General features: G+C 70.1%; 22 protein-coding genes. 2 read left to right on the top strand and 20 right to left on the bottom strand.

Annotation, left to right across the window (positions count from 1 at the left end; genetic code table 11):
- Positions 1–22 precede the first annotated feature (22 nt).
- Positions 23–946 (top strand): 5'-nucleotidase, encoded by a 924-nt coding sequence (locus ACT53Q_RS00930; RefSeq protein ID WP_476184786.1) that lies wholly within the window; start codon positions 23–25, stop codon positions 944–946.
- 197 nt (positions 947–1,143) lie between these two features.
- On the opposite strand, the gene ACT53Q_RS00925 is transcribed toward ACT53Q_RS00930, so the two are convergent.
- From ACT53Q_RS00925 to ACT53Q_RS00865, 13 genes are all read right to left on the bottom strand, one after another.
- A complete protein-coding gene (locus ACT53Q_RS00925; protein ID WP_476184785.1) occupies positions 1,144–2,310 on the bottom strand; it encodes a DUF4785 domain-containing protein in 1,167 nt (388 codons plus the stop codon).
- Positions 2,311–2,321: 11 nt separating this feature from the next.
- Positions 2,322–3,179, bottom strand: coding sequence for an alpha/beta hydrolase family protein (locus ACT53Q_RS00920; RefSeq protein WP_476184784.1), 858 nt, complete (start codon positions 3,177–3,179; stop codon positions 2,322–2,324).
- Positions 3,180–3,353: 174 nt separating this feature from the next.
- Positions 3,354–4,040: a DUF2461 domain-containing protein gene (locus ACT53Q_RS00915; RefSeq protein ID WP_476184783.1), complete on the bottom strand. Its 687-nt coding sequence runs from the start codon at positions 4,038–4,040 to the stop codon at positions 3,354–3,356.
- A complete protein-coding gene (gene sbcB / locus ACT53Q_RS00910) occupies positions 4,037–5,479 on the bottom strand; it encodes an exodeoxyribonuclease I (protein ID WP_476184782.1) in 1,443 nt (480 codons plus the stop codon). The genes ACT53Q_RS00915 and sbcB overlap by 4 nt, the downstream gene beginning before the upstream one ends.
- Entirely contained in the window at positions 5,480–6,841 is a 1,362-nt protein-coding gene (locus tag ACT53Q_RS00905) for an FAD-dependent oxidoreductase (protein ID WP_476184781.1), read from the bottom strand.
- Positions 6,842–6,851: 10 nt separating this feature from the next.
- Positions 6,852–8,126: a kynureninase gene (gene kynU, locus ACT53Q_RS00900; RefSeq protein ID WP_476184780.1), complete on the bottom strand. Its 1,275-nt coding sequence runs from the start codon at positions 8,124–8,126 to the stop codon at positions 6,852–6,854.
- A 10-nt stretch (positions 8,127–8,136) separates the two neighbouring features.
- Complete coding sequence (locus ACT53Q_RS00895) at positions 8,137–8,694, bottom strand: DUF3828 domain-containing protein (RefSeq protein WP_476184779.1); 558 nt, start codon at positions 8,692–8,694, stop codon at positions 8,137–8,139.
- Positions 8,691–9,701, bottom strand: coding sequence for an amidohydrolase family protein (locus ACT53Q_RS00890; protein ID WP_476184778.1), 1,011 nt, complete (start codon positions 9,699–9,701; stop codon positions 8,691–8,693). The genes ACT53Q_RS00895 and ACT53Q_RS00890 overlap by 4 nt, the downstream gene beginning before the upstream one ends.
- 7 nt (positions 9,702–9,708) lie before the next feature.
- Positions 9,709–10,227: a hypothetical protein gene (locus ACT53Q_RS00885; RefSeq protein WP_476184777.1), complete on the bottom strand. Its 519-nt coding sequence runs from the start codon at positions 10,225–10,227 to the stop codon at positions 9,709–9,711.
- Positions 10,228–10,258: 31 nt separating this feature from the next.
- Positions 10,259–10,807: a 3-hydroxyanthranilate 3,4-dioxygenase gene (locus tag ACT53Q_RS00880; protein WP_476171235.1), complete on the bottom strand. Its 549-nt coding sequence runs from the start codon at positions 10,805–10,807 to the stop codon at positions 10,259–10,261.
- A 2-nt stretch (positions 10,808–10,809) separates the two neighbouring features.
- On the bottom strand, positions 10,810–11,235 hold the full coding sequence (locus ACT53Q_RS00875) for a RidA family protein (protein WP_476184776.1): 426 nt from the start codon (positions 11,233–11,235) through the stop codon (positions 10,810–10,812).
- The gene (can, locus tag ACT53Q_RS00870) at positions 11,235–11,900 is read right to left on the bottom strand and encodes a carbonate dehydratase (RefSeq protein WP_476184775.1); all 666 of its coding nucleotides are present in this window, start codon (positions 11,898–11,900) and stop codon (positions 11,235–11,237) included. The genes ACT53Q_RS00875 and can overlap by 1 nt, the downstream gene beginning before the upstream one ends.
- A 16-nt stretch (positions 11,901–11,916) precedes the next feature.
- Positions 11,917–13,341 (bottom strand): aldehyde dehydrogenase, encoded by a 1,425-nt coding sequence (locus tag ACT53Q_RS00865; protein ID WP_476184774.1) that lies wholly within the window; start codon positions 13,339–13,341, stop codon positions 11,917–11,919.
- A 121-nt stretch (positions 13,342–13,462) separates the two neighbouring features.
- On the opposite strand from ACT53Q_RS00865, the gene ACT53Q_RS00860 reads away from it, so the two are divergent.
- The gene (locus tag ACT53Q_RS00860; RefSeq protein ID WP_476184773.1) at positions 13,463–13,903 is read left to right on the top strand and encodes a hypothetical protein; all 441 of its coding nucleotides are present in this window, start codon (positions 13,463–13,465) and stop codon (positions 13,901–13,903) included.
- A gap of 13 nt (positions 13,904–13,916) precedes the next feature.
- On the opposite strand, the gene nei is transcribed toward ACT53Q_RS00860, so the two are convergent.
- From nei to ACT53Q_RS00825, 7 genes are all read right to left on the bottom strand, one after another.
- Complete coding sequence (gene nei, locus ACT53Q_RS00855; protein WP_476184772.1) at positions 13,917–14,729, bottom strand: endonuclease VIII; 813 nt, start codon at positions 14,727–14,729, stop codon at positions 13,917–13,919.
- A 7-nt stretch (positions 14,730–14,736) separates the two neighbouring features.
- The gene (locus tag ACT53Q_RS00850; protein ID WP_476184771.1) at positions 14,737–15,036 is read right to left on the bottom strand and encodes a PilZ domain-containing protein; all 300 of its coding nucleotides are present in this window, start codon (positions 15,034–15,036) and stop codon (positions 14,737–14,739) included.
- A gap of 163 nt (positions 15,037–15,199) precedes the next feature.
- On the bottom strand, positions 15,200–15,481 hold the full coding sequence (locus ACT53Q_RS00845; protein ID WP_476184770.1) for a PilZ domain-containing protein: 282 nt from the start codon (positions 15,479–15,481) through the stop codon (positions 15,200–15,202).
- A gap of 76 nt (positions 15,482–15,557) precedes the next feature.
- A complete protein-coding gene (locus ACT53Q_RS00840) occupies positions 15,558–16,343 on the bottom strand; it encodes an SDR family oxidoreductase (protein WP_476184769.1) in 786 nt (261 codons plus the stop codon).
- A 48-nt stretch (positions 16,344–16,391) separates the two neighbouring features.
- Positions 16,392–17,009 (bottom strand): FMN-binding negative transcriptional regulator, encoded by a 618-nt coding sequence (locus ACT53Q_RS00835; RefSeq protein WP_476184768.1) that lies wholly within the window; start codon positions 17,007–17,009, stop codon positions 16,392–16,394.
- 17 nt (positions 17,010–17,026) lie between these two features.
- The gene (locus ACT53Q_RS00830; protein WP_476185151.1) at positions 17,027–17,347 is read right to left on the bottom strand and encodes a hypothetical protein; all 321 of its coding nucleotides are present in this window, start codon (positions 17,345–17,347) and stop codon (positions 17,027–17,029) included.
- Positions 17,348–17,367: 20 nt separating this feature from the next.
- Positions 17,368–17,673: a hypothetical protein gene (locus tag ACT53Q_RS00825; RefSeq protein ID WP_476171245.1), complete on the bottom strand. Its 306-nt coding sequence runs from the start codon at positions 17,671–17,673 to the stop codon at positions 17,368–17,370.
- Positions 17,674–17,753: the final 80 nt, after the last annotated feature.

The raw sequence follows: 17,753 nt of genomic DNA, 5'->3' as shown, positions 1-17,753 counted from the left end.
CGGGATCGGGCACACTGTGCGCATGACTGACGCTGCGCCCGCCGCCGACCCCCTCGTCATCGCCATCTCCTCCCGGGCGCTGTTCGACCTGGAGGAAGGCCATGCGCTGTTCGAGGCCCAGGGCGTCGATGCCTACGCCGATTTCCAGCGCAGCCGCGAGGACGAGCTGCTCGCGCCGGGCATCGCCTTCCCGCTGGTGCGCAAGCTGCTCGCGCTCAACGGCGATGCGCCGAAGGACGCGCCGCGGGTCGAGGTGATCCTGCTCTCGCGCAATTCGTCGGACACCGGCCTGCGCGTGTTCAACGCGATCCAGCACCACGGGCTGGACATCCGTCGCGCGACCTTCACCTCGGGCGCGCCGACGTGGCCGTACGTCAAGCCGTTCGGCGCGCACCTGTTCCTGTCGGCCGACGCCGAATCGGTGCAGCGCGCGCTGGAGCACGGCATCGCCGCGGCCACGCTGCTGCCGTCGCCGTCGATGTCGCCCGCGGGCCAGCCCGGCGCCGACGACCGCATCCGCATCGCCTTCGACGGCGACGCGGTGTTGTTCGGCGACGAAAGCGAGCGGGTCTCGCGCGAGGGCGGGCTGGAGGCGTTCGCGCGCCACGAGCGCGAGCGCGCGCACGAGCCGCTGTCGGGCGGGCCGTTCCGCGGGTTCCTCGACGCGCTGCACCGGCTGCAGTCGGCCTATCCGGTCGAACGCTGCCCGATCCGCACCGCGCTGGTCACGGCGCGTTCGGCACCGGCGCACGAGCGCGTGATCCGCACGCTGCGCGAGTGGGGCATCCGCCTCGACGAGGCGCTGTTCCTCGGCGGCCGGCCCAAGGGCCCGTTCCTGCAGGCGTTCGGTGCCGACATCTTCTTCGACGATTCGCCGCACAACATCGATTCGGCGCGCGAACACGTCGCCGCCGGGCACGTGCCGCACGGCGTGATGAATCGCTGAGCGGTCGCGATTCGACGCGATCCGATACGCGACGCGACGCGTATTGCCGTCATCCTCGCGCAAGCGAGGACCCAGGATTCCGCCACGATCACGCTGGGGTCCTCGCATGCGCGAGGATGACCGTCGCTCTTTCTTCGCTTCCCGGAAACGACAAGGGGCCTCGCGGCCCCTTGTCGTTCCTGCGGCTTGCGACGCGATCAGCGGGCGCGGCCCGCGCTCTCGCGACTTTCCAGCGGCGCCATGCGCGACTGGTCGTTCAGTTCCAACTGGCGCACTTCGAACGGCGCGCCGTAGCCGGCCGGCAGGTGGCTGCGCTCGAACTGCAGCACCAGCATGCCGTTGCCGCGCTTCATCCACGCGGCGCTGTGCGCTTCCGACACCGGACGCATGACGCCGTCGGGCGCGGTGGCGAACAGCGTGCCGCGGACCTCGTAGCGGCCTTCGGACGCGGCCTGCACCGGCAGCGCCATCCGCATCGTCTTCGCGTTGAACGCGAACACGCCGCCGAAACGGGCGGTGGGCGCGGACACGGCGAACGCGGTGCGGGCATCACGCTGGATGCCGTCGGCATCGGCGAACACCTGCAGCTCCCACAGGCCCGGCGTGTTGCCGACCTTGTTCGGCAGCTTCACGTCGGCGGTGAGCGCACCGGAGCCGTCGGCGGCGAGGGCGACCGGCCAGGTGCGGCCGTCGGGCGCGACCAGCAGGGCTTCGGCCTGCAGGTTCCCGCCGCGCTTGCCGGCGTGGCTCATGTCGACGTCGAATCGCAGGCTGCCGCCGGCCAGCGCGCGCGCGCGATCGGTGCCGGCGCGCAGCACGTCGCTGCTGGCGGGCTCGAACACGTGCACGAGGTAGCTGCCCTGGGCCTTGGGCACGCGCACCGTGTAGGTGCCCGCGCCTTCCTGCGCGTCGAGCTTGGCGATCAGGCTGCCGGCCTGCACGTCCATGCCGGCCTTGGTCAGCTGTTCGGCCGAAGCGACCTGGGCCAGCTTGGCCGCGCCGCGGCCGTCGGACACCTGCAGCTCGTCGCTGTGCAGCGCACGGGCGCCCTCGGCCGGGCTGATGCGGATCAGGCTGCCCGGGGCGGACATCTTCAGGGCCAGGCCCTTGTCGAGCTGCGCGGCGTCGACGGTCTGCCAGTACTCGCGGCTCTGGGCCACGAACGGCTGCTGCGCGACGACCGGCTGCGCGGGATCGAGCTTCCACGAGAAGGACACGGGGGCGCGTTCGATCTGCGCCGACGGGGCCGGCAGCGCGACGAGGCGGGAGGGCGACTGGTCGGTCGCGGCCGGCGCGCGCAGGGGCTGAGCGGCCGAGGCGGCGAAGGAGGCGAGGGCCAGCGCGATGGCGATGGAAAGTCTCATGGCGGGAGTCCTCACTGTCCGACGTCCGTGCGGAGAATGGTGTTGAGGTTGAAGCAGGCGCGGCGGCTCTGGTTGTGCGAGAGCGGTTCCACGCCGGCGGTGCGCGAGGTGTCGTAGAACCACACCGAACCGGCGGCAGACTGGCTGCTGCAGTTCAGGAAGCCGTCCGAGCAACTGGCCAGCCAGTTCTGGGTGACTTCCAGGCCGACGTTCTCGGTGTAGCCGCCGCAGTAGCTGTCGCTGTCGAACGGCGAGGAATCGACGTCGGTGCCGACGACGCTGCGGAAGGGCTTCGGCAGCGCCGGGCGGCCGCTCGTGCCGTAGAGGTAGTTCGCGTTGTAGGTCGCCATCCAGCTGGTCTGCTGCATGCGGACGGCATCGTTCTTGTAGCCCAGCAGCCAGCCCACGGCGGACTCGAACACGTTGCCGCTGATCACGGCGTCGGCCAGCGGGGTGCCCGCGGACGACGGCGCCAGCGCGTTGACGCGGACGGTCTTGGCGATGATGTTCGGGTAGCGGCTGTCGTAGGTCGGGTTCGACAGGATCCAGCGCATCACGTTGCCGCCGTTGGAATGCGTGATGACGATCAGGCGGTCGATGCCCTTGGCGTTGATGAAGGTGGTCAGCTGGCCGGCCAGGCAACCGGCGGCGCGGCTGTCCCACATGTACTGGGTGAAGTCGCAGTTGATGACGACGTAGTTCGCCGGGTTCGGCAGGCCGCCGCGCACGGAGTCGACCATGGTCGGCTGCCAGTAATCGTTGTAGGCGTTGGTCTGGGAGCCGGTGCCGTGGACGAACGCCACGCCGGTCGCAGCGAACGCACACGGTGCCGCCAGAGCGAGCGCGAGCCCGCAGAGGTATTTACGCACTTGATGGTCCCCTCGATTGGGTTTCTGGTTCCTTGAAGACGCGGCCGCGTGCCGCGTCAGTCCTCGCCTGCCGTCATCCCCTGGAGCGCGGCATCGGTCCGAGAATACGGGTCCGTATTGACACTGTCATGTCGCGATGCGGCATGTCGTCATGCCGGAACTGCGATGAAGTGCTCAGAATTCGAGATCGAGCGCCGCGCAGAGGTAGTCGACGAAGGGCCCCATGCCCTGCAGGTCCTTCGCCAGCCCCGACAGCAGCTTCGGCCCGGTCATGGTCGCGTCGTCGATGGCGCGGATCGCGACGTGGTTCTTGCGGCGCAGGTCGTCGAGGTACGGGAAGTCGGCCGGGAAGCCGCGCGGCGGACGCACCAGCATCTCGTCGTCGTCCAGGTCGAAGCGCTTGCGGAACGCCGGTGCATGCGCGGCGGCCGCCCAACTGCCCGGGTTGTCGACGATGAACTGGCGGATGCGGCGCAGGCTCTCGGGTTCGGGGTGCCACAAGCCGGCGGCGACGAAGCAGTGCCCCGGCTGCAGGTGCAGGTAGAACGACGGCGCCTCGACTTCCTTGTGGCGCTCGTGGAACAGCCGCGCGCCCTGCCAGTTCTTGTACGGCGCCTTGTCGTTGCTGAAGCGGGTGTCGCGATGGATGCGGAACAGCGAGCCGCCGACGATCTTCGGATCGGCGCGGTAATGCTCGCTCACTTCGCGCAGCGGCGCCTGCAGGTCGGTCAGCAGCGCGAGGAACGGCTTGCGGACGTGGTCCTCGTAGTCCTGCTTGTGGTCCTGGAACCACGTCCGGTCGTTGTGGCGGGCGAGGGCGCGCAGGAAGCGGAAGCTGCGATCGGAGAAGTAGGCACTCATGCGACATCGGACTCCAGGGCATCGGCCCACGCCTGGGCCTGGTCGAGCAGCGCCTGCGCGCGGCCGTCGCCGGCGTGCGCCAGCCGCAGCGCGGCGACTTCCGCGCGATGCTGCGCGAACGTGATTTCGGACAGGCCGCGATCTTCGCACAGCCGGCTGCGGCGGTAGGTGTCCCATCGCGCGCGTTCGTCGGCGGAGAGCGTGTCCGGCAGGTTGCGGGCGCGGTAGCGGAACAGCAGCTCCGGCAGGCGCGCATCGGCGAACGCGAAATCGCGCAGCCCCAGTGCTTCCGGCGGCGTGCCGCGGACTTCGGCGAACTTGCGCTTGTCGGCGTCCTGCAGGAACCCGTCGTACAGCGAACCGTCGACATCGCCCGGCTCGAAGCGGTCGCGCCCGGCGTAGATGCGGCGCAGCTTCTCGGCGAGTGCCGGCCCGGCCTCGCGCAGCCGCGCGGCGCGGGCTTCGACGAGCGCGGGATCGATCCCGAGCCGCTCGAAATCCGGCGCGCGCAGATGCGCCCATTCGATCAGCATCGGGCTGCGGTTGAGGTGCACTTCCTTCAGTGGGATGCGCGTCTCGCCTTCGGGCAGGTCGGCGATCGGCGTGTAGAGGCGGTCCGCGATGGCGTCGGCATCGAGCGCGAACAGCGGTTCCGGGTCTTCGTGCAGATCGAACACGATCACCCGGTTGTCGATCCGCGGATGCCGCGCCAGCGGCGCGACCGCGGCCGCGCACAGCCGCGCCGCCGGGAAGCGCTGCGAGACGTGCAGCACCGGCGTCATCGCGACGGTGTCGAGCAGGCGCGCGGCGAACCGCTTGTCGCGCAGCTTCAGCGTGTAGTCCCAGAGCTTCGGCTGCGCGGTCCGGAGCTTGCGCGCCATGCCGATCAGCGCGCGCACGTCGGACAGCGCCTCGTGCGCGTCGCCTTCGCGCACGCCGTTGGCTTCGGCGAGGTGTTCCAGCTTGAACGACGGCGCGCCGTCCTCGCGCTTCGGCCAGACGATGCCGTCCGGGCGCAGCGCATGCGCCAGCCGCATCACGTCGAGCAGGTCCCAGCGCGAATTGCCGCCGCGCCACTCGCGTTCGTACGGTTCGTAGAAATTGCGGAACAGCCCGTGGCGCACGAACTCGTCGTCGAAGCGCAGCGAGTTGTAGCCCAGCGTGCACGTTTCCGGCGTGGCCATCGCCTCGTGGATGCGGGCGAAGGCCTCGGCTTCGGTCACGCCCTCGCGCAGCGCCTGCTGCGGCGTGATGCCGGTGATCAGCGACGCTGTCGGCGAGGGCAGCAGGTCGTCGGCCGGTTTGACCATGAAATCCCAGGGTTCGTCGATCTGTTTCAGCTCGGCGTCGGTGCGGATCGCGGCGAACTGCGCGATCCGCGTGCGCCGCGGATCGGTGCCGAAGGTTTCGAGGTCGTAGAACAGGAAGCTCGCGGCCACTCAGTCCTCCGATGCCAGCGGCGACAGGCGTTCCCGCACCCTGCGGTCGATCGCGTCCCAGTCGAGGTCGTCGAGCGTGTCGCGTCCGCGCGTGGCCTCCACCAGCAGCGCGCGTTGCACCTGCCCGCGGGCGAAAGCCACGGCGTACGGCACGCGCATGAACGACACCATCGTGTAGCGCGGCACGAAGCGGTCGGGATGGCGCTCGGCGAGCAGGCGTTCGAGCTTGCGCTGCAGCAGGAAGTCCGCGTCGTCGACGCGATCGCTCATCTCGCGGTAGTTCTCCAGCGCCATCGCCTGGATCGCCGCGGCGTTGGGCTTGCGCTCGGCCTCGAACGCGGCGAACGCGGTCGCGGTGTCGCCGTCGCCGTCGAGGTGCGCCGCCAGCGCGACGCAGTCCTCGAACGCGCAGTTCATGCCCTGGCCGTGGAACGGCACCATCGCGTGCGCGGCGTCGCCGAGCAGCACCGCGCGGCCATCGAGGTGCCAGCGATCGAGGTACAGCGTCGCCAGCATTCCGGTGGGGTTCGCCACGAAATCATGCTTGAGGTCGGGGATCAGCGGCAGCGCGTCGGGAAAGTCGCGCGCGAACAGCGCCGTGGCGTCGTCGCCGTCGCGCACGGTCGCGAAGCTCAGCGGGCCTTCGTTGCGCAGGAACAGGGTGACGGTGAAGGTGCGTTCGTCGTTCGGCAGCGCGATGCACATGTAGTCGCCGCGCGGCCAGATGTGCAGGGCGTTGGGTTCGATCCGGAAACCGCCGTCCGCAGCGGGCGGGATCTCCAGTTCCTTGTAGCCGTGCGGCATCGCCTCGATGCGTTCGCCGAGATCCGACACTGCCTGCATCGCCGCGCGCAGGCTGGAGCCGGCACCGTCGCAGCCGACCAGCGCCTGGAACGGCCGCGCGATGTCCTCGCGCTCGCCGACGAAATGCGCGATGCGCGCATCGAAGTCGACGCGCTCCAGCCGGCGATCGAAATGCAGGGTGACGCCCGCGGCTTCCGCGGCGTCGAGCAGCACGATGTTGAGGTCGCCGCGGCTGATCGACCAGATCACTTCGCTGTCGTCGCGGCCGTAGCGCTGCAGGTGTTCGCCGCCATCGCGGGGATGCACCATGCGCCCGCGCATCATCACCGCGTGTTTCATCACGTCGTCGGCGACGCCGGCCGCGCGCAGCGCATTCAGGCCGCGCTCGGCGAGGGCGAGGTTGATCGAGCGTCCGCCGGCGTAGCCGTGCACGCGCGGGTCGCCGCGGCGTTCGAAGACCTCGACGGTCCAGCCGCGCTGCGCGAGCAGCGTGGCGAGCAGCGCGCCGGCGAGGCCGGCACCGACGAGGGTGATGTGTCGATCGGCGATTGCGCTCATGGTTCTGCCGTCATGGCTGCCACTCGCGGACGGTGCGCGCGAAGCGCAGCACGTCGGCGAAGGTGTTGTAGAGCGGCGTCGGCGAGATCCGGATCACGTCCGGTTCGCGCCAGTCGCCGAGGACGCCGCGCGCGGCGAGGAATTCGAACAGTGCGCGCCCGCGCGCGCGGCCGCCGGCGACGCGCAGCGACAGCTGGCAGCCACGTTCGGCGGGATTCGCCGGCGTAACGATGTCGAGGACATCGGCCAACTGCGTGCGGATCAGCGTGTCGAGGAAGCCGGTCAGGCGTTCCGACTTCGCGCGCAGCGCCGGCATGCCCGCCTGTGCGAACAGGTCGAGTGAGGCGCGCAGCGGCGCGAGGCCGAGGATCGGCGGATTGCTCAGCTGCCAGCCGTCTGCACCGGGCGTCGGCACGAACTCGGGGCCCATGCGGAAGCGCGTGGTCTCGTCGTGGCCCCACCAGCCGGCGAAGCGCGGGCGATCGGTGTGCGCATGTCGCGCATGCACGAAGCAGCCGGCGACCGCGCCCGGCCCGGCGTTCATGTACTTGTAGTGGCACCACACCGCAAAGTCCGCGCCGCTGTCGTGCAGCGCGAGCGGCAGGTTGCCGACCGCATGCGCGAGGTCGAAGCCGACGATCGCGCCTGCAGTGTGGCCGAGCCGCGCGATTTCCGCGAGGTCGAACGCCTGCCCGGTGCGGTACTGCACGCCTGGCCACAGCACCAGCGCCAGGCTGTCGCCGTGTTCGGCGATGGCGCGCTCGATCGCCGTCATCGAGAACGTGCCGTCGTCGCGATCGGGCGCGAGTTCGATCAGGCAGTCGTCGACGGACAGCCCGTGGAACTGCAACTGCGACGCCATCGCGTGGCGATCCGACGGGAAGGCACCGGCCTCCATCAGGATCCGGTTGCGCCGGCCTTCGGGACGGAAGAAGCTGACCATCATCAGGTGCAGGTTCGCGGTGAGCGAGTTCATCGCCACCACTTCCTGCGGCTGCGCCCCGACCACGCCGGCCAGCGCGTCGCGGACCAGCGCGTGGTACGGCATCCATGGCGCCGGTTCGCGGAAATGGCCTTCGACGGCGTCGCGCGCCCACTTGTCCATCACCTCGTCGACGTACGACCGCGCGCCGCGCGGCTGCAGGCCGAGGGAATTGCCGCAGAAATACGCCATCTCCGTGTCGTCGTGGCGCGGGATGTGGAAACGGTCGCGGAAGTCGTGCAGCAGGTCGGCGGCGTCGAGTCGCATTGCGTGTGCGTCGGCGGAGCCGTTGAATGCGGTCATGGTGCGATCATCAAGGAGAAGAGGGCGCTGCCGGCGCGGCAAGAATATCGATCAGGCGCCAGCGCGGCCGGTCATCGGCCCCAAGGGCGAGCATGTCGTCGATCTTCCAGGTGCCATTCTCGCGGACCAGCATGAAACGGATCCGCGTCGGCGTGCCGGCATTGTCGAAACGGACGTCGATCTGGCACGCGTCGGCTCCGCCGGAGACCGGCATGCCCACGACGACGCGGCGGATCTCGGGATCCTGCGAGTCGCTGAAAGGATCGAAGTCCAGTCGCCCGACTTCGCCGGGCGGCGTTGCCTCGCGATCGGCGGTCAATGCGGCCACGAGGGCGCGAGAGCCGTGGCGTGACAGCAGCGCGTCGATGTCGTCGGCGCCGTCGGGGACGACCTCGGCATACAGCGCCTGCAACAGCGTCCTGGCGCCTGCCGGGCCGGCATCCACGGTCTGCGCGGGCCTCCCGGCCACCGCCGGCGTCGAGGCGACAGCGGTTCCGCAGGCCGAACCCGCGAGGGCCAGCGCGACGAGGGCGGAGAGGAATCCGATGCGGGCCCGGCGGAGCCTCACGCGAACCTCGCCATCGGCAGCCCCAGCCACTCCAGCGCGGTGCCGTGGTACAGCCGCGCTTCCTGCTCGGCATCGAGTCCCAGCGCGGCGATGCCGGCGCCGGGGTGCTGTTCGCCGAGGGGGAACGGGTAGTCGGTGCCGAGCATGATGCGATCGGCGCCGCAGGTGTCGATCAGGTAGCGCAGGGCGCGCGGATCGGCCACCCACGAATCGAAATACAACCTCGACAGGTATTCGCGCGGATTGCGGAAGTTGTCGGTGGCGACGAGATCCGGGCGCATGTTGAAGCCGTGCTCGATGCGGCCGATGGTGTACGGGAAACTGCCGCCGCCGTGCGCGAGGCAGATCTTCAGCTGCGGCAGGCGTTCCAGCACGCCGCCGAAGATCAGCGAACACGCCGCGCGCGATTGTTCGGCGGGCATGCCGACCAGCCACGGCAGCCAGTATTTCGGCATCGATTCGCTGCCCATCATGTCCCACGGATGGATCAGGATCGCGGCGCCGAGTTCGCTGGCGGCCTGGAAAAAGTCGAACAGCTCCGGCGCATCGAGGTTCCAGTCGTTGATGTGCGAGCCGATCTGCACGCCCTGCAGGCCGAGCTGGTCCATGCAGCGTTCCAGCTCCTGCACGGCGAGCCGCGGCGATTGCAGCGGGACCGTGCCGATGCCGGCGCAGTGCCGCGGGAAATCGCGCACGGCCTCGGCCATGTGGTCGTTGAGCGCCTGGTGCAGGTCGTGCGCGTGCTGCGGCTTCGCCCAGTAGCTGAACATCACCGGCACCGTGCTCAGCACCTGCACCTGCACGCCGAAGCCGGCGAATTCCTCGACGCGGATCTTCGGGTCCCAGGTCTTGGGCCAGATCTCGCGGAAGAACTTGCCGTCCTTGTAGATGCGCGAACGCCCGTCGTCGCCGTGGTGGATCACCGGGAAGCGGATGTCGCCGTACTTCGCCGCGAGGTCGGGCCAGTCGCGGGGTAGGTAATGGGCGTGGGTGTCGATCTTCAGCATCGGCGTCTTACTCCGGCCACACCTTGTCGACGATCGCGGTCATCAGCACCTCGGATTCCTTCCCATCCATCGCCGCCTTCCACTCCTCGGGAAACGCTTGCAGATCTGCGCGTTTTCCGTAGATCGAGTAGAGGATCAAGCCTTTGGCCGTCGGGATACTGTCTCCGTTCACGGCGCGCGTGACATGCGCATCCAACGCGCTGCCATCGAACGAGCGGCACGATGTCCATGTTTTCAGGCGGCGACCGGGGCGCACCGCGACGAAGATCGTGCAGTCGTCCACCTGTTGCGCCGCATCGAGGCTGGCCGCCCAGCGATTGGTCTCGGCGACGATCGCGTCCGTCAGCGCGACGATGTCGTCGACGGCGATCCGCTTGCCGATCAAGGCGTCGGGCATCAGCAATGCCATGGACTTCAGGTGGAATCGTGCCTGGTCGCCGTCCCGGGCGGGCGCGGCCTTGCCGGGCAGCGTCGCGCACAGCGCGAGCAGGGCCAGGCATGTCGATTTCAGCAAGGATCGGGTCATGGGCATCGTGGCGCAGGAGGAGGGGCGCGAATCAGGTGACGTCCGCTTCCGAATCCGCGGCCAGTTCGTAGCGCGACGGCCGCGGGTTGAGCGTGCCGCACGCCTTGCAGGTGCGCAGCGCGTCGTCGCGGTAGAAGCGCTCGAAGATGCGGAAGAAGTCCTGCTCGATGTCGACGAGGTGGAAGAATTCCTCGTACAACTTGTGATTGCATTCGACGCAGAACCACATCAGCGCGTCGTCCTCGTGCGGCAGGCGCTTGCGCTCCATCACCAGGCCGACCGAGCCCGGCATGCGCTGCGGGCTGTGCGGCACGCGCGGCGGCAGGTAGAAGGTTTCGCCGGCGCGGATCGGGATGTCCCTTGGCTTCCCGTCTTCCTGGATGCGCAGCACCATCTCGCCTTCGAGCTGGAAGAACCATTCCGGGCCTTCCTCGAAGTGGTAGTCGGTGCGCGCGTTGGGGCCGCCGACGATCATCACGATGAAGTCGCCGTCGACGATGCACTTGTTGCCGACCGGCGGCTTGAGCAGGTGGCGGTGTTCGTCGATCCAGGCCTGCAGGTTGACGGGACCGGGCAGCATGTTCACTCCTTCGGTGCGGCGATGCACTTGAGTTCGATCGCGATGGGCGTCGGCAGCGCCGTGATGCCCAGCGTGGTCCGGCACGGGGCGGCGGCCGGGTCGGGGAAGTATTCGGCCCAGATCGTGTTGTACGCGGCGAAGTCGCGGGCCATGTCGGTGAGGTAGACGGTGACGTCGACCAGGTCTTCCCAGCGCGCGCCGCTGGCTTCGAGCACGGTGCGCACGTTGGCGAACACCGCGCGGGTCTGGGCTTCGATGTCGTACGCGATCAGCCGGCCTTCGGCATCGTGGACGTTGCCGGGAATCCCGTTGCCGATCGGGTCGCGCGGACCGATGCCCGACAGGAACAGCAGCCCGCCGACCCGCCGCGCATGCGGGTAATGGCCGACGGGGCGAGGTGCGCCCGAAGCGTGGATGGCGTCCGCCATCACCGGTCCTCGCGGTCGTTGCGGATGCGCGCGAGCGCGGCGGCGTACTGCGCTTCGAGCTGGTCGCTGGCGGAGACGTTCACGCCGAGGTCGTGCACCAGACCGTCGCGCAGGGTGTAGACCCAGCCGTGCACGGTCAGCGCCTGTCCGCGCGCCCAGGCATCGCGGACGATGGTGGTCTCGCACACGTTCGAGACCTGCTCCAGCGCGTTGAGTTCGCAGAGTCTGTCGTGCTGCAGCGGTTCGCTGCCGACCTCGGCCAGCAGGGTCGCGTGCTTCACGACCACGTCGCCGACGTGACGGATCCAGTTGTCGGCGAGCCCGACGCGCGCGCCGGTCAGCGCCGCGTGCACGCCGCCGCAGCCGTAGTGGCCGACGACGAGGATGTGCTCGACCTGCAGCACGTCCACCGCGAACTGGATCACCGACAGGCAGTTGAGATCGGTGTGGACGACGACGTTGGCGATGTTGCGGTGGACGAAGACCTCGCCCGGCGCGAGATCGACGACCTGGTTCGCCGGCACGCGCGAATCGGAGCAGCCGATCCACAGGTATTTCGGCGCCTGCTGCTGCGACAGGCGCTGGAAGAAGCCGGGGTCCTCGCGCTGGACGCGGGCAGCCCATTCGGCGTTGTTGCGTAACAGATCCTGCAGCGTTCGACTCACGTGTTCACTCCATTGGTCACAGGGCGATGCCCACGTTGCGGGCCTCGGTGAAGAATCGCATGGCGTCCAGGCCGCCTTCGCGGCCGAGTCCGGAGCGACCCATGCCGCCGAACGGCGTGCGCAGGTCGCGCATCAGCCAGGTGTTGATCCAGACCATGCCGGTGCGCAGTTCGGCGGCGAAGCGGTGTGCACGGCGCAGGTCGTTGGTCCAGACCGAGGCGCTGAGGCCGTAGTCGGAGGCGTTGGCCAGCGCGAGGGCCTCGTCGTCGTCGTCGAAGGCCTGCAGCGTGACCACGGGCCCGAAGATTTCCTCGCGATTGGTCGCGCAGTCGGGGCCGAGGCCGTCGAGCACCGTCGGCGCGACGAACCAGCCCGGGCGCGCCAGCGCCTGTCCGCCGCAGAGCACGTGCGCGCCTTCGTCGCGGGCGCGGGCGATCGCGGCCAGGACCTTGTCGAAATGCGCCTGCGACACCAGCGGGCCCATGCGCGCGTCGGAATCCATCGGGTCGCCGACGCGCAGCGTCCGCGCGCGCTCGACGAAGGCGTCGCGGAATTCCGCGAAGATGCGCCGCTCCACCAGCAGCCGCGAGCCGCACAGGCAGATCTGCCCGCTGTTCTGGAACGCCGAGCGCACCAGCGTGTCGAGCGCGGCGCGCCAGTCGCTGTCGGCGAAGACGAGGGTGGCGTTCTTGCCGCCGAGTTCGAGCGACACCTTCTTCAGCCGTTCCGCCGCGAGCACCGCGATGCGGCGACCGACGGCGGTGCTGCCGGTGAACGAGATCGCGGCGATGCCCGGATCGGTCACCAGCGCCTCGCCGACGTCCGGGCCGGTGCCGTGGACGATGTTCAGCACGCCCGGCGGCAGGCCGGCGTCGGCCGCGAGTTCGCCGAGCATCGTCGCTGTCGCCGGCGTGATCTCCGACGGTTTTGCGACGACCGTGTTGCCGGCGGCCAGCGCCGGCGCGACCTTCCACGTGAACAGGTACAGCGGCAGGTTCCACGGCGAGATCGTCGCCACCGCGCCCAACGGCTGGCGCAGCGTGTAGTTCAGCCCGGCCTGGCCGTGGTGCGATTCGCTGGCGAACTGGGTGGCGGCATGCGCGAAGAAGCGCAGGTTGGCGATCGCGCGCGGGATCTCGGCGTCGCGCGCCAGCGCCAGCGGCTTGCCGCCGTCCAGCGCCTCGGCATGGGCGAAGTCGTCGAGCCGGGCTTCGACGGCGGCGGCGAGGCGTTCGAGCCGCAGCGCGCGTTCGGTCGCCGGCAGCGCCGCCCAGGCCGGGAACGCGCGTCGCGCCGCGGCGACGGCGTCGGCGGCATCGCGGGCATCGCCGGCGGCCACGTGTGCATACGGTTGCGCACGGGCGGGATCGAACACCTCGAGCGTACGTCCGTCGCGCGCCGCACGGGATTCGCCGTCGATCAGGTGCAGGAAGGTGCGCATGGCGACAAGCTTACCGGCAACCGCCGCGTCCGTGTCCGGCTGCACTGTTCCCGTGCGTTTTCCCTTGCGCCGCGCACGACGACGATGCGCGCTTCCCCCGACCCGCAGGAGTGTCCCCGACATGAAGTTCTGCCACGTTACCCTCGCCGCCGCGCTCGCGCTGTCTCCGTGCCTGGCCCATGCGCATGGCGATGCCTGCGCCAAACCTTTCCAGACCTCGGGCTCGCTCGCCGTCCCCGCCAACTACAGCGGCGTGACCGGCCAGTTCACCGTGCCCGCCGGCTACCGGCTGCAGATCGAGCAGGTGAGCGGCAGCATCCGCTTGGCGTCGACCACCGATCGCGCCGACTTCCAGATCGGGACGACGGTGGGCGGCACGTTCGGCGTCCACGATCTGGCGGTCGCGGAGGGTTACTCAGTCATCGACCGCAAGACCTACGGCGTGGTCACGCTGTATGCCGACAAGGCGTCCATCGTGAGCATCTACATCAGCCGGATGGGCAGCAGCTATCCGGCCACGAGCGCACGCTGGACCGTCACCGGCTGCCTGTTCCCGGCCTGAAGCCGGCGCGATTTCAGCGCTGGCAGCGCGGGCAGAGGTAGAGCCGGCGCGTCCCGACCTCGCGGCGCACGATCATGCCGCCGCAGGCCGGGCAGGGCTGGCCTTCGCGATCGAACACCTCGAAGCGGAAGCCGTCGGGCGTGTCGGTGAGGTAGTCCTCGCGCATGCCGGAGGCCGGCGCGATCCCGCGCGTGGCGTAGCTGCGGCGCGGGATCGCCAGCAGTTCGCGGGCGAGGGCGCGGCGCTCGTCGGGCGAAAGATCCTGCGGCCGTCGTTCGGGCCGCAGGTGCGCGGCGAACAGCACTTCCGAGCGCAGGTAGTTGCCCATGCCGGCGAGGAAGGCCTGGTCGAGCAGCAGCGCGCCCAGTGCACGGCCGCGGAAGCGCGGGTCGTCGAACTGGCGCTCGACCGCGGCTTCGTCGAGCGCCGGGTCGAGCACGTCCGGCCCGAGCTTCGACAGGAACGGATGCGTCGGCAGGTCGGCGGTGCGCCACATCGCCACGTCCGACGCCGAGTACAGCAGGATCGCGCGGTCGTCGGTCTCCAGCGCGACCCGCAGCGAGCGGCTGGTCTCCGGGCGCTCGCCGGCGGCGGCGATCTTCCACACGCCGTACAACTGGTTGTGGCTGTAGAGCGTCCAGCCGTGGTCGAACTGCGTGAGCAGCGCCTTGCCGTGCGGCACGATCGCCTCGATCCGGTGCCCGCGCAGGCGCTTCTCGTGCGGCTTCAGCGCCGGGAACGCGAACCAGACGTTGCGCAGCGGCCGGCCGACCACCGCTTCGGCGAGACGGTCGGCGGCGCGGCGGATCTCGGGGCCTTCGGGCATGCGCGGCTCAGGGCGGGCAGGGCGGAATCGCCTGCGGCTCGTGGTATTCGAAGCCGATGTGGCGGTCGTTGATCCAGGCGATCCGCGCCGACACCGGCACCGCCGGGCCGCAGCCCTGGAAGAACAGCAGCCGCGACACGTTGCCGACGCGCAGCAGGCAACCGGCGGGGCGGAACACGCCGCAGCCGCCCTCGGAGAGATCGAGCACGTCCGCGGCCCACGCCAGTTCGCCGTAGACGATCATCACCTGGAGCGCGAACGGCACCCGGTCGGCGAAACGGCGTTCTGTGAGCTGGAGGTCTTCCATGGCGATTCCGCGAAGTGCGACGGCGAGGGGGAGCCACGGCCATAGGCTGCCGCAGCCGCGCAGGCGAGGCAACCCGGGGTGGCCGCGGCAAGCGATCGTGCGAATCGCGGCGTTGTCGCGTACGCGTGGCGTCGAGTCCTCGCTCGACGGTGCCGCGTGACGCTCAGCCCGGCAACGGCTGCGGTTCGAGGTATTCGAAGCCGATGAACTGCGGGCCGGCCCAGACCACGCGGGCCTCGGCGCCGAACACGTGGCGCGCGTCGATCATCAGGTAGAGCCGCACCTCGGTGCCGTCCTCCAGCGACCAGTCGTGCGGACGCGTGACCCGGCAGCCGGTGGCGGAGACGTTGTCGATGTGGCCGATGAAACCGTCGACGCCGCGCGCGATCAGCACCGGGCACTCGTAGTCCTGGCGCGGCGAGCGGCGGCGTTCTTCGGGTGACATCGGAGGATCCGGGCGGAAGCGACGGCCACAGCATAGCCTGTCGCCCGTGGGCGCGAACGTGACGCGGGTGCGGGGCTCAGATCGACTGCAGGCGACCGCCGTCGACCGCGAGGCTGATGCCGTTGACGTAGCCGGCGGCGGGCGCGCACAGGAACGCGATCGCGGCCGCCACTTCCTCCGGTTTCGCGAACCGGCCCGCGGGCACGCTGGCGCGCATCGTCGCGGCCACGCTGTCCTCGGACTGGCCCGAGATGCGGGCGCGATCGCCGAGGATCTGCGTCAACCGGCCGGTTTCGGTGTAGCCGGGCAGCACGTTGTTCACGGTGATGCCGTCGCCCGCGACTTCGCGCGAAAGCGTCTTGGCCCAGCCCGCCACCGCGGCGCGGATGGTGTTGGAGACGCCGAGGTTCGGGATGGGCTCGTATACCGAGGTCGAGATCACGTTGACGATGCGACCCCAGCCGGCCGCACGCATGCCCGGCAGCACCGCCTGCGCCAGCGCCTGGTTCGCCAGCAGATGGCGGCGGAAGGTGTCGAGGAAGGCGGCCTCGTCCGCGGCGTGCACCGCGCCGCCGGCCGGGCCGGCGGTGTTGTTCACGAGGATCTGCACCGGCCGCGACGCCACGTGGGCAGTGACGATCGCGCGCAGACCGTCGGTGTCGGCGACATCGGCCGCCAGCAGCGCATGCGCCTGCGTGCCGGTGCGCGGCAGCGACGCCACGACCGCCTGCAACGCATCGGCACGGCGCGACAGCACGGTGACATCGGCGCCGAGCAGCGCGAGTTCATGCGCCGTCGCCCGGCCGATGCCTTCGGAGGCGCCGCAGACGAGCGCGTGGCGGCCGGCGAGATTCAGGTCCATGGCGATGTCCTCAGGCGTGTGGCGTCGGCGGTGGCGTCAGCGATTGTTTCAACCGTCGCGCAGGCGCATCAGCGCCGCGACGGCCCGCGCCTGCGCGTCGTCGCGGGCGGCGAGGTCGTCGTGCACCGCGGTGCGGTTGGCGGGCGGATGGTTCTGGCTCAGCTTGAATTTCAGGTCGATGCGGGTCGGCACGAAACGGAAGCCGACGATGCCGCGGAGCTGGCTGCGATGGTCGTCGCGGGCCATGTCGAAGCGCCAGTCGCGGCCGACCGTGGCCTCGAAGCGCTGGCTGAGGCGATCGACGAGGTCGCCGAGCGCATCGATGTCGTCGAACACGTCCGGCGTGCCGTGCAGATGGGCGACGGCGTAGTTCCAGGTCGGCACGCGCGCGGCGGTGTCCTTGTCCGGATAGACGCCGGGCGAGACGTAGGCGTGCGGGCCGTGCACGATCATCAGCATGCGGCCCGGATGCGCGACCTGCGGGTTCGGCCGCGCCCAGTGGCCTTCGAGCAGCACGCGGTCGCCGTCGCGCCGGTACAGCACCGGCAGATGGCTGGCGACCGGCGTGTCGCCGTCGACGCTGACCAGCGTGACGAAGGGGTTTGCCTCGATCAGCGCATCGAGCGCAGCGAGGTCGTGTTCGGTGAAGGCGCGCGGGAGGTACATCGCGGCGCGTCGGTGGCTCAGGCCCGGCGGCCGAGGGTCTGCACCATGCCGCCGCGCAGCGTCGCGTCGTCGTCGCCGCGCGGCGGCGCGACTTCGTCCAGCGAGAAGCCGCGGGCGAGGGCATCGTCCTCGTCGAGGCCGTCGAACGACACGAACTCGGCGTCCATCAGCGCCGCACGGGCGCTGTCCTCGCTGTCGTAGACCAGCGTGTTGCCGTCGCTGTCGAACACTTCGCCGATGCCGGCCTCGCGCACGCGCAGGCGCGCCCACACCAGCGTGCGGCCGAGGCTGGCCAGCCACCATTCGGTGCGCGCGATCGGGGAAGCGGCGTCGTGCATCGCGTTCATGCCGGCGTCGCTCACGGGTAGGCCACCGACCACAGCCAGAGGATGCCGGCCGCAGCCAGCCCGCCGAGGATGGTGACCAGCGACACGCGTGCCGGCGTCGCCAGGCCGTCGAGATTGCGGTCGCCGGCGGCACGGTAGCCGCCGACCAGCAGCCACCACAGCGCACCCGGGTTGAGGAACGCCGCGGCGCCCAGCGTGTCGCGGACCTGCGGCTGGCGGTCGCGCATGTGCACGAGCGCCAGCGGCCAGAAGATCACGAACGCACAGGCGCCGGCGATGGCGATGGCGACGAAGAGGAGGGCGAGGAAGAGGATCATGTGGCAGGAAAATCCGGATTTTTCGTAGGAGCGACGTGAGTCGCGACCCACTGAAGGCTCGATGCGTCGCGACTCACGTC

The organism is Lysobacter sp. DMC97 (genome assembly GCF_056313745.1).
This window is presented reverse-complemented; position numbering and strand designations above follow the sequence as displayed.

Excerpts from the sequence above, each read along its gene's own strand:
- ACT53Q_RS00930 (WP_476184786.1), top strand. The coding sequence starts at position 23 with ATGACTGACGCTGCGCCCGCCGCCGACCCCCTCGTCATCGCCATCTCC.
- ACT53Q_RS00925 (WP_476184785.1), bottom strand. The coding sequence starts at position 2,310 with ATGAGACTTTCCATCGCCATCGCGCTGGCCCTCGCCTCCTTCGCCGCC.
- ACT53Q_RS00915 (WP_476184783.1), bottom strand. The coding sequence starts at position 4,040 with ATGAGTGCCTACTTCTCCGATCGCAGCTTCCGCTTCCTGCGCGCCCTC.
- ACT53Q_RS00905 (WP_476184781.1), bottom strand. The coding sequence starts at position 6,841 with ATGAGCGCAATCGCCGATCGACACATCACCCTCGTCGGTGCCGGCCTC.
- kynU (WP_476184780.1), bottom strand. The coding sequence starts at position 8,126 with ATGACCGCATTCAACGGCTCCGCCGACGCACACGCAATGCGACTCGAC.
- ACT53Q_RS00890 (WP_476184778.1), bottom strand. The coding sequence starts at position 9,701 with ATGCTGAAGATCGACACCCACGCCCATTACCTACCCCGCGACTGGCCC.
- ACT53Q_RS00885 (WP_476184777.1), bottom strand. The coding sequence starts at position 10,227 with ATGACCCGATCCTTGCTGAAATCGACATGCCTGGCCCTGCTCGCGCTG.
- ACT53Q_RS00880 (WP_476171235.1), bottom strand. The coding sequence starts at position 10,807 with ATGCTGCCCGGTCCCGTCAACCTGCAGGCCTGGATCGACGAACACCGC.
- ACT53Q_RS00875 (WP_476184776.1), bottom strand. The coding sequence starts at position 11,235 with ATGGCGGACGCCATCCACGCTTCGGGCGCACCTCGCCCCGTCGGCCAT.
- ACT53Q_RS00865 (WP_476184774.1), bottom strand. The coding sequence starts at position 13,341 with ATGCGCACCTTCCTGCACCTGATCGACGGCGAATCCCGTGCGGCGCGC.
- ACT53Q_RS00860 (WP_476184773.1), top strand. The coding sequence starts at position 13,463 with ATGAAGTTCTGCCACGTTACCCTCGCCGCCGCGCTCGCGCTGTCTCCG.
- nei (WP_476184772.1), bottom strand. The coding sequence starts at position 14,729 with ATGCCCGAAGGCCCCGAGATCCGCCGCGCCGCCGACCGTCTCGCCGAA.
- ACT53Q_RS00850 (WP_476184771.1), bottom strand. The coding sequence starts at position 15,036 with ATGGAAGACCTCCAGCTCACAGAACGCCGTTTCGCCGACCGGGTGCCG.
- ACT53Q_RS00845 (WP_476184770.1), bottom strand. The coding sequence starts at position 15,481 with ATGTCACCCGAAGAACGCCGCCGCTCGCCGCGCCAGGACTACGAGTGC.
- ACT53Q_RS00840 (WP_476184769.1), bottom strand. The coding sequence starts at position 16,343 with ATGGACCTGAATCTCGCCGGCCGCCACGCGCTCGTCTGCGGCGCCTCC.
- ACT53Q_RS00835 (WP_476184768.1), bottom strand. The coding sequence starts at position 17,009 with ATGTACCTCCCGCGCGCCTTCACCGAACACGACCTCGCTGCGCTCGAT.
- ACT53Q_RS00830 (WP_476185151.1), bottom strand. The coding sequence starts at position 17,347 with ATGCACGACGCCGCTTCCCCGATCGCGCGCACCGAATGGTGGCTGGCC.
- ACT53Q_RS00825 (WP_476171245.1), bottom strand. The coding sequence starts at position 17,673 with ATGATCCTCTTCCTCGCCCTCCTCTTCGTCGCCATCGCCATCGCCGGC.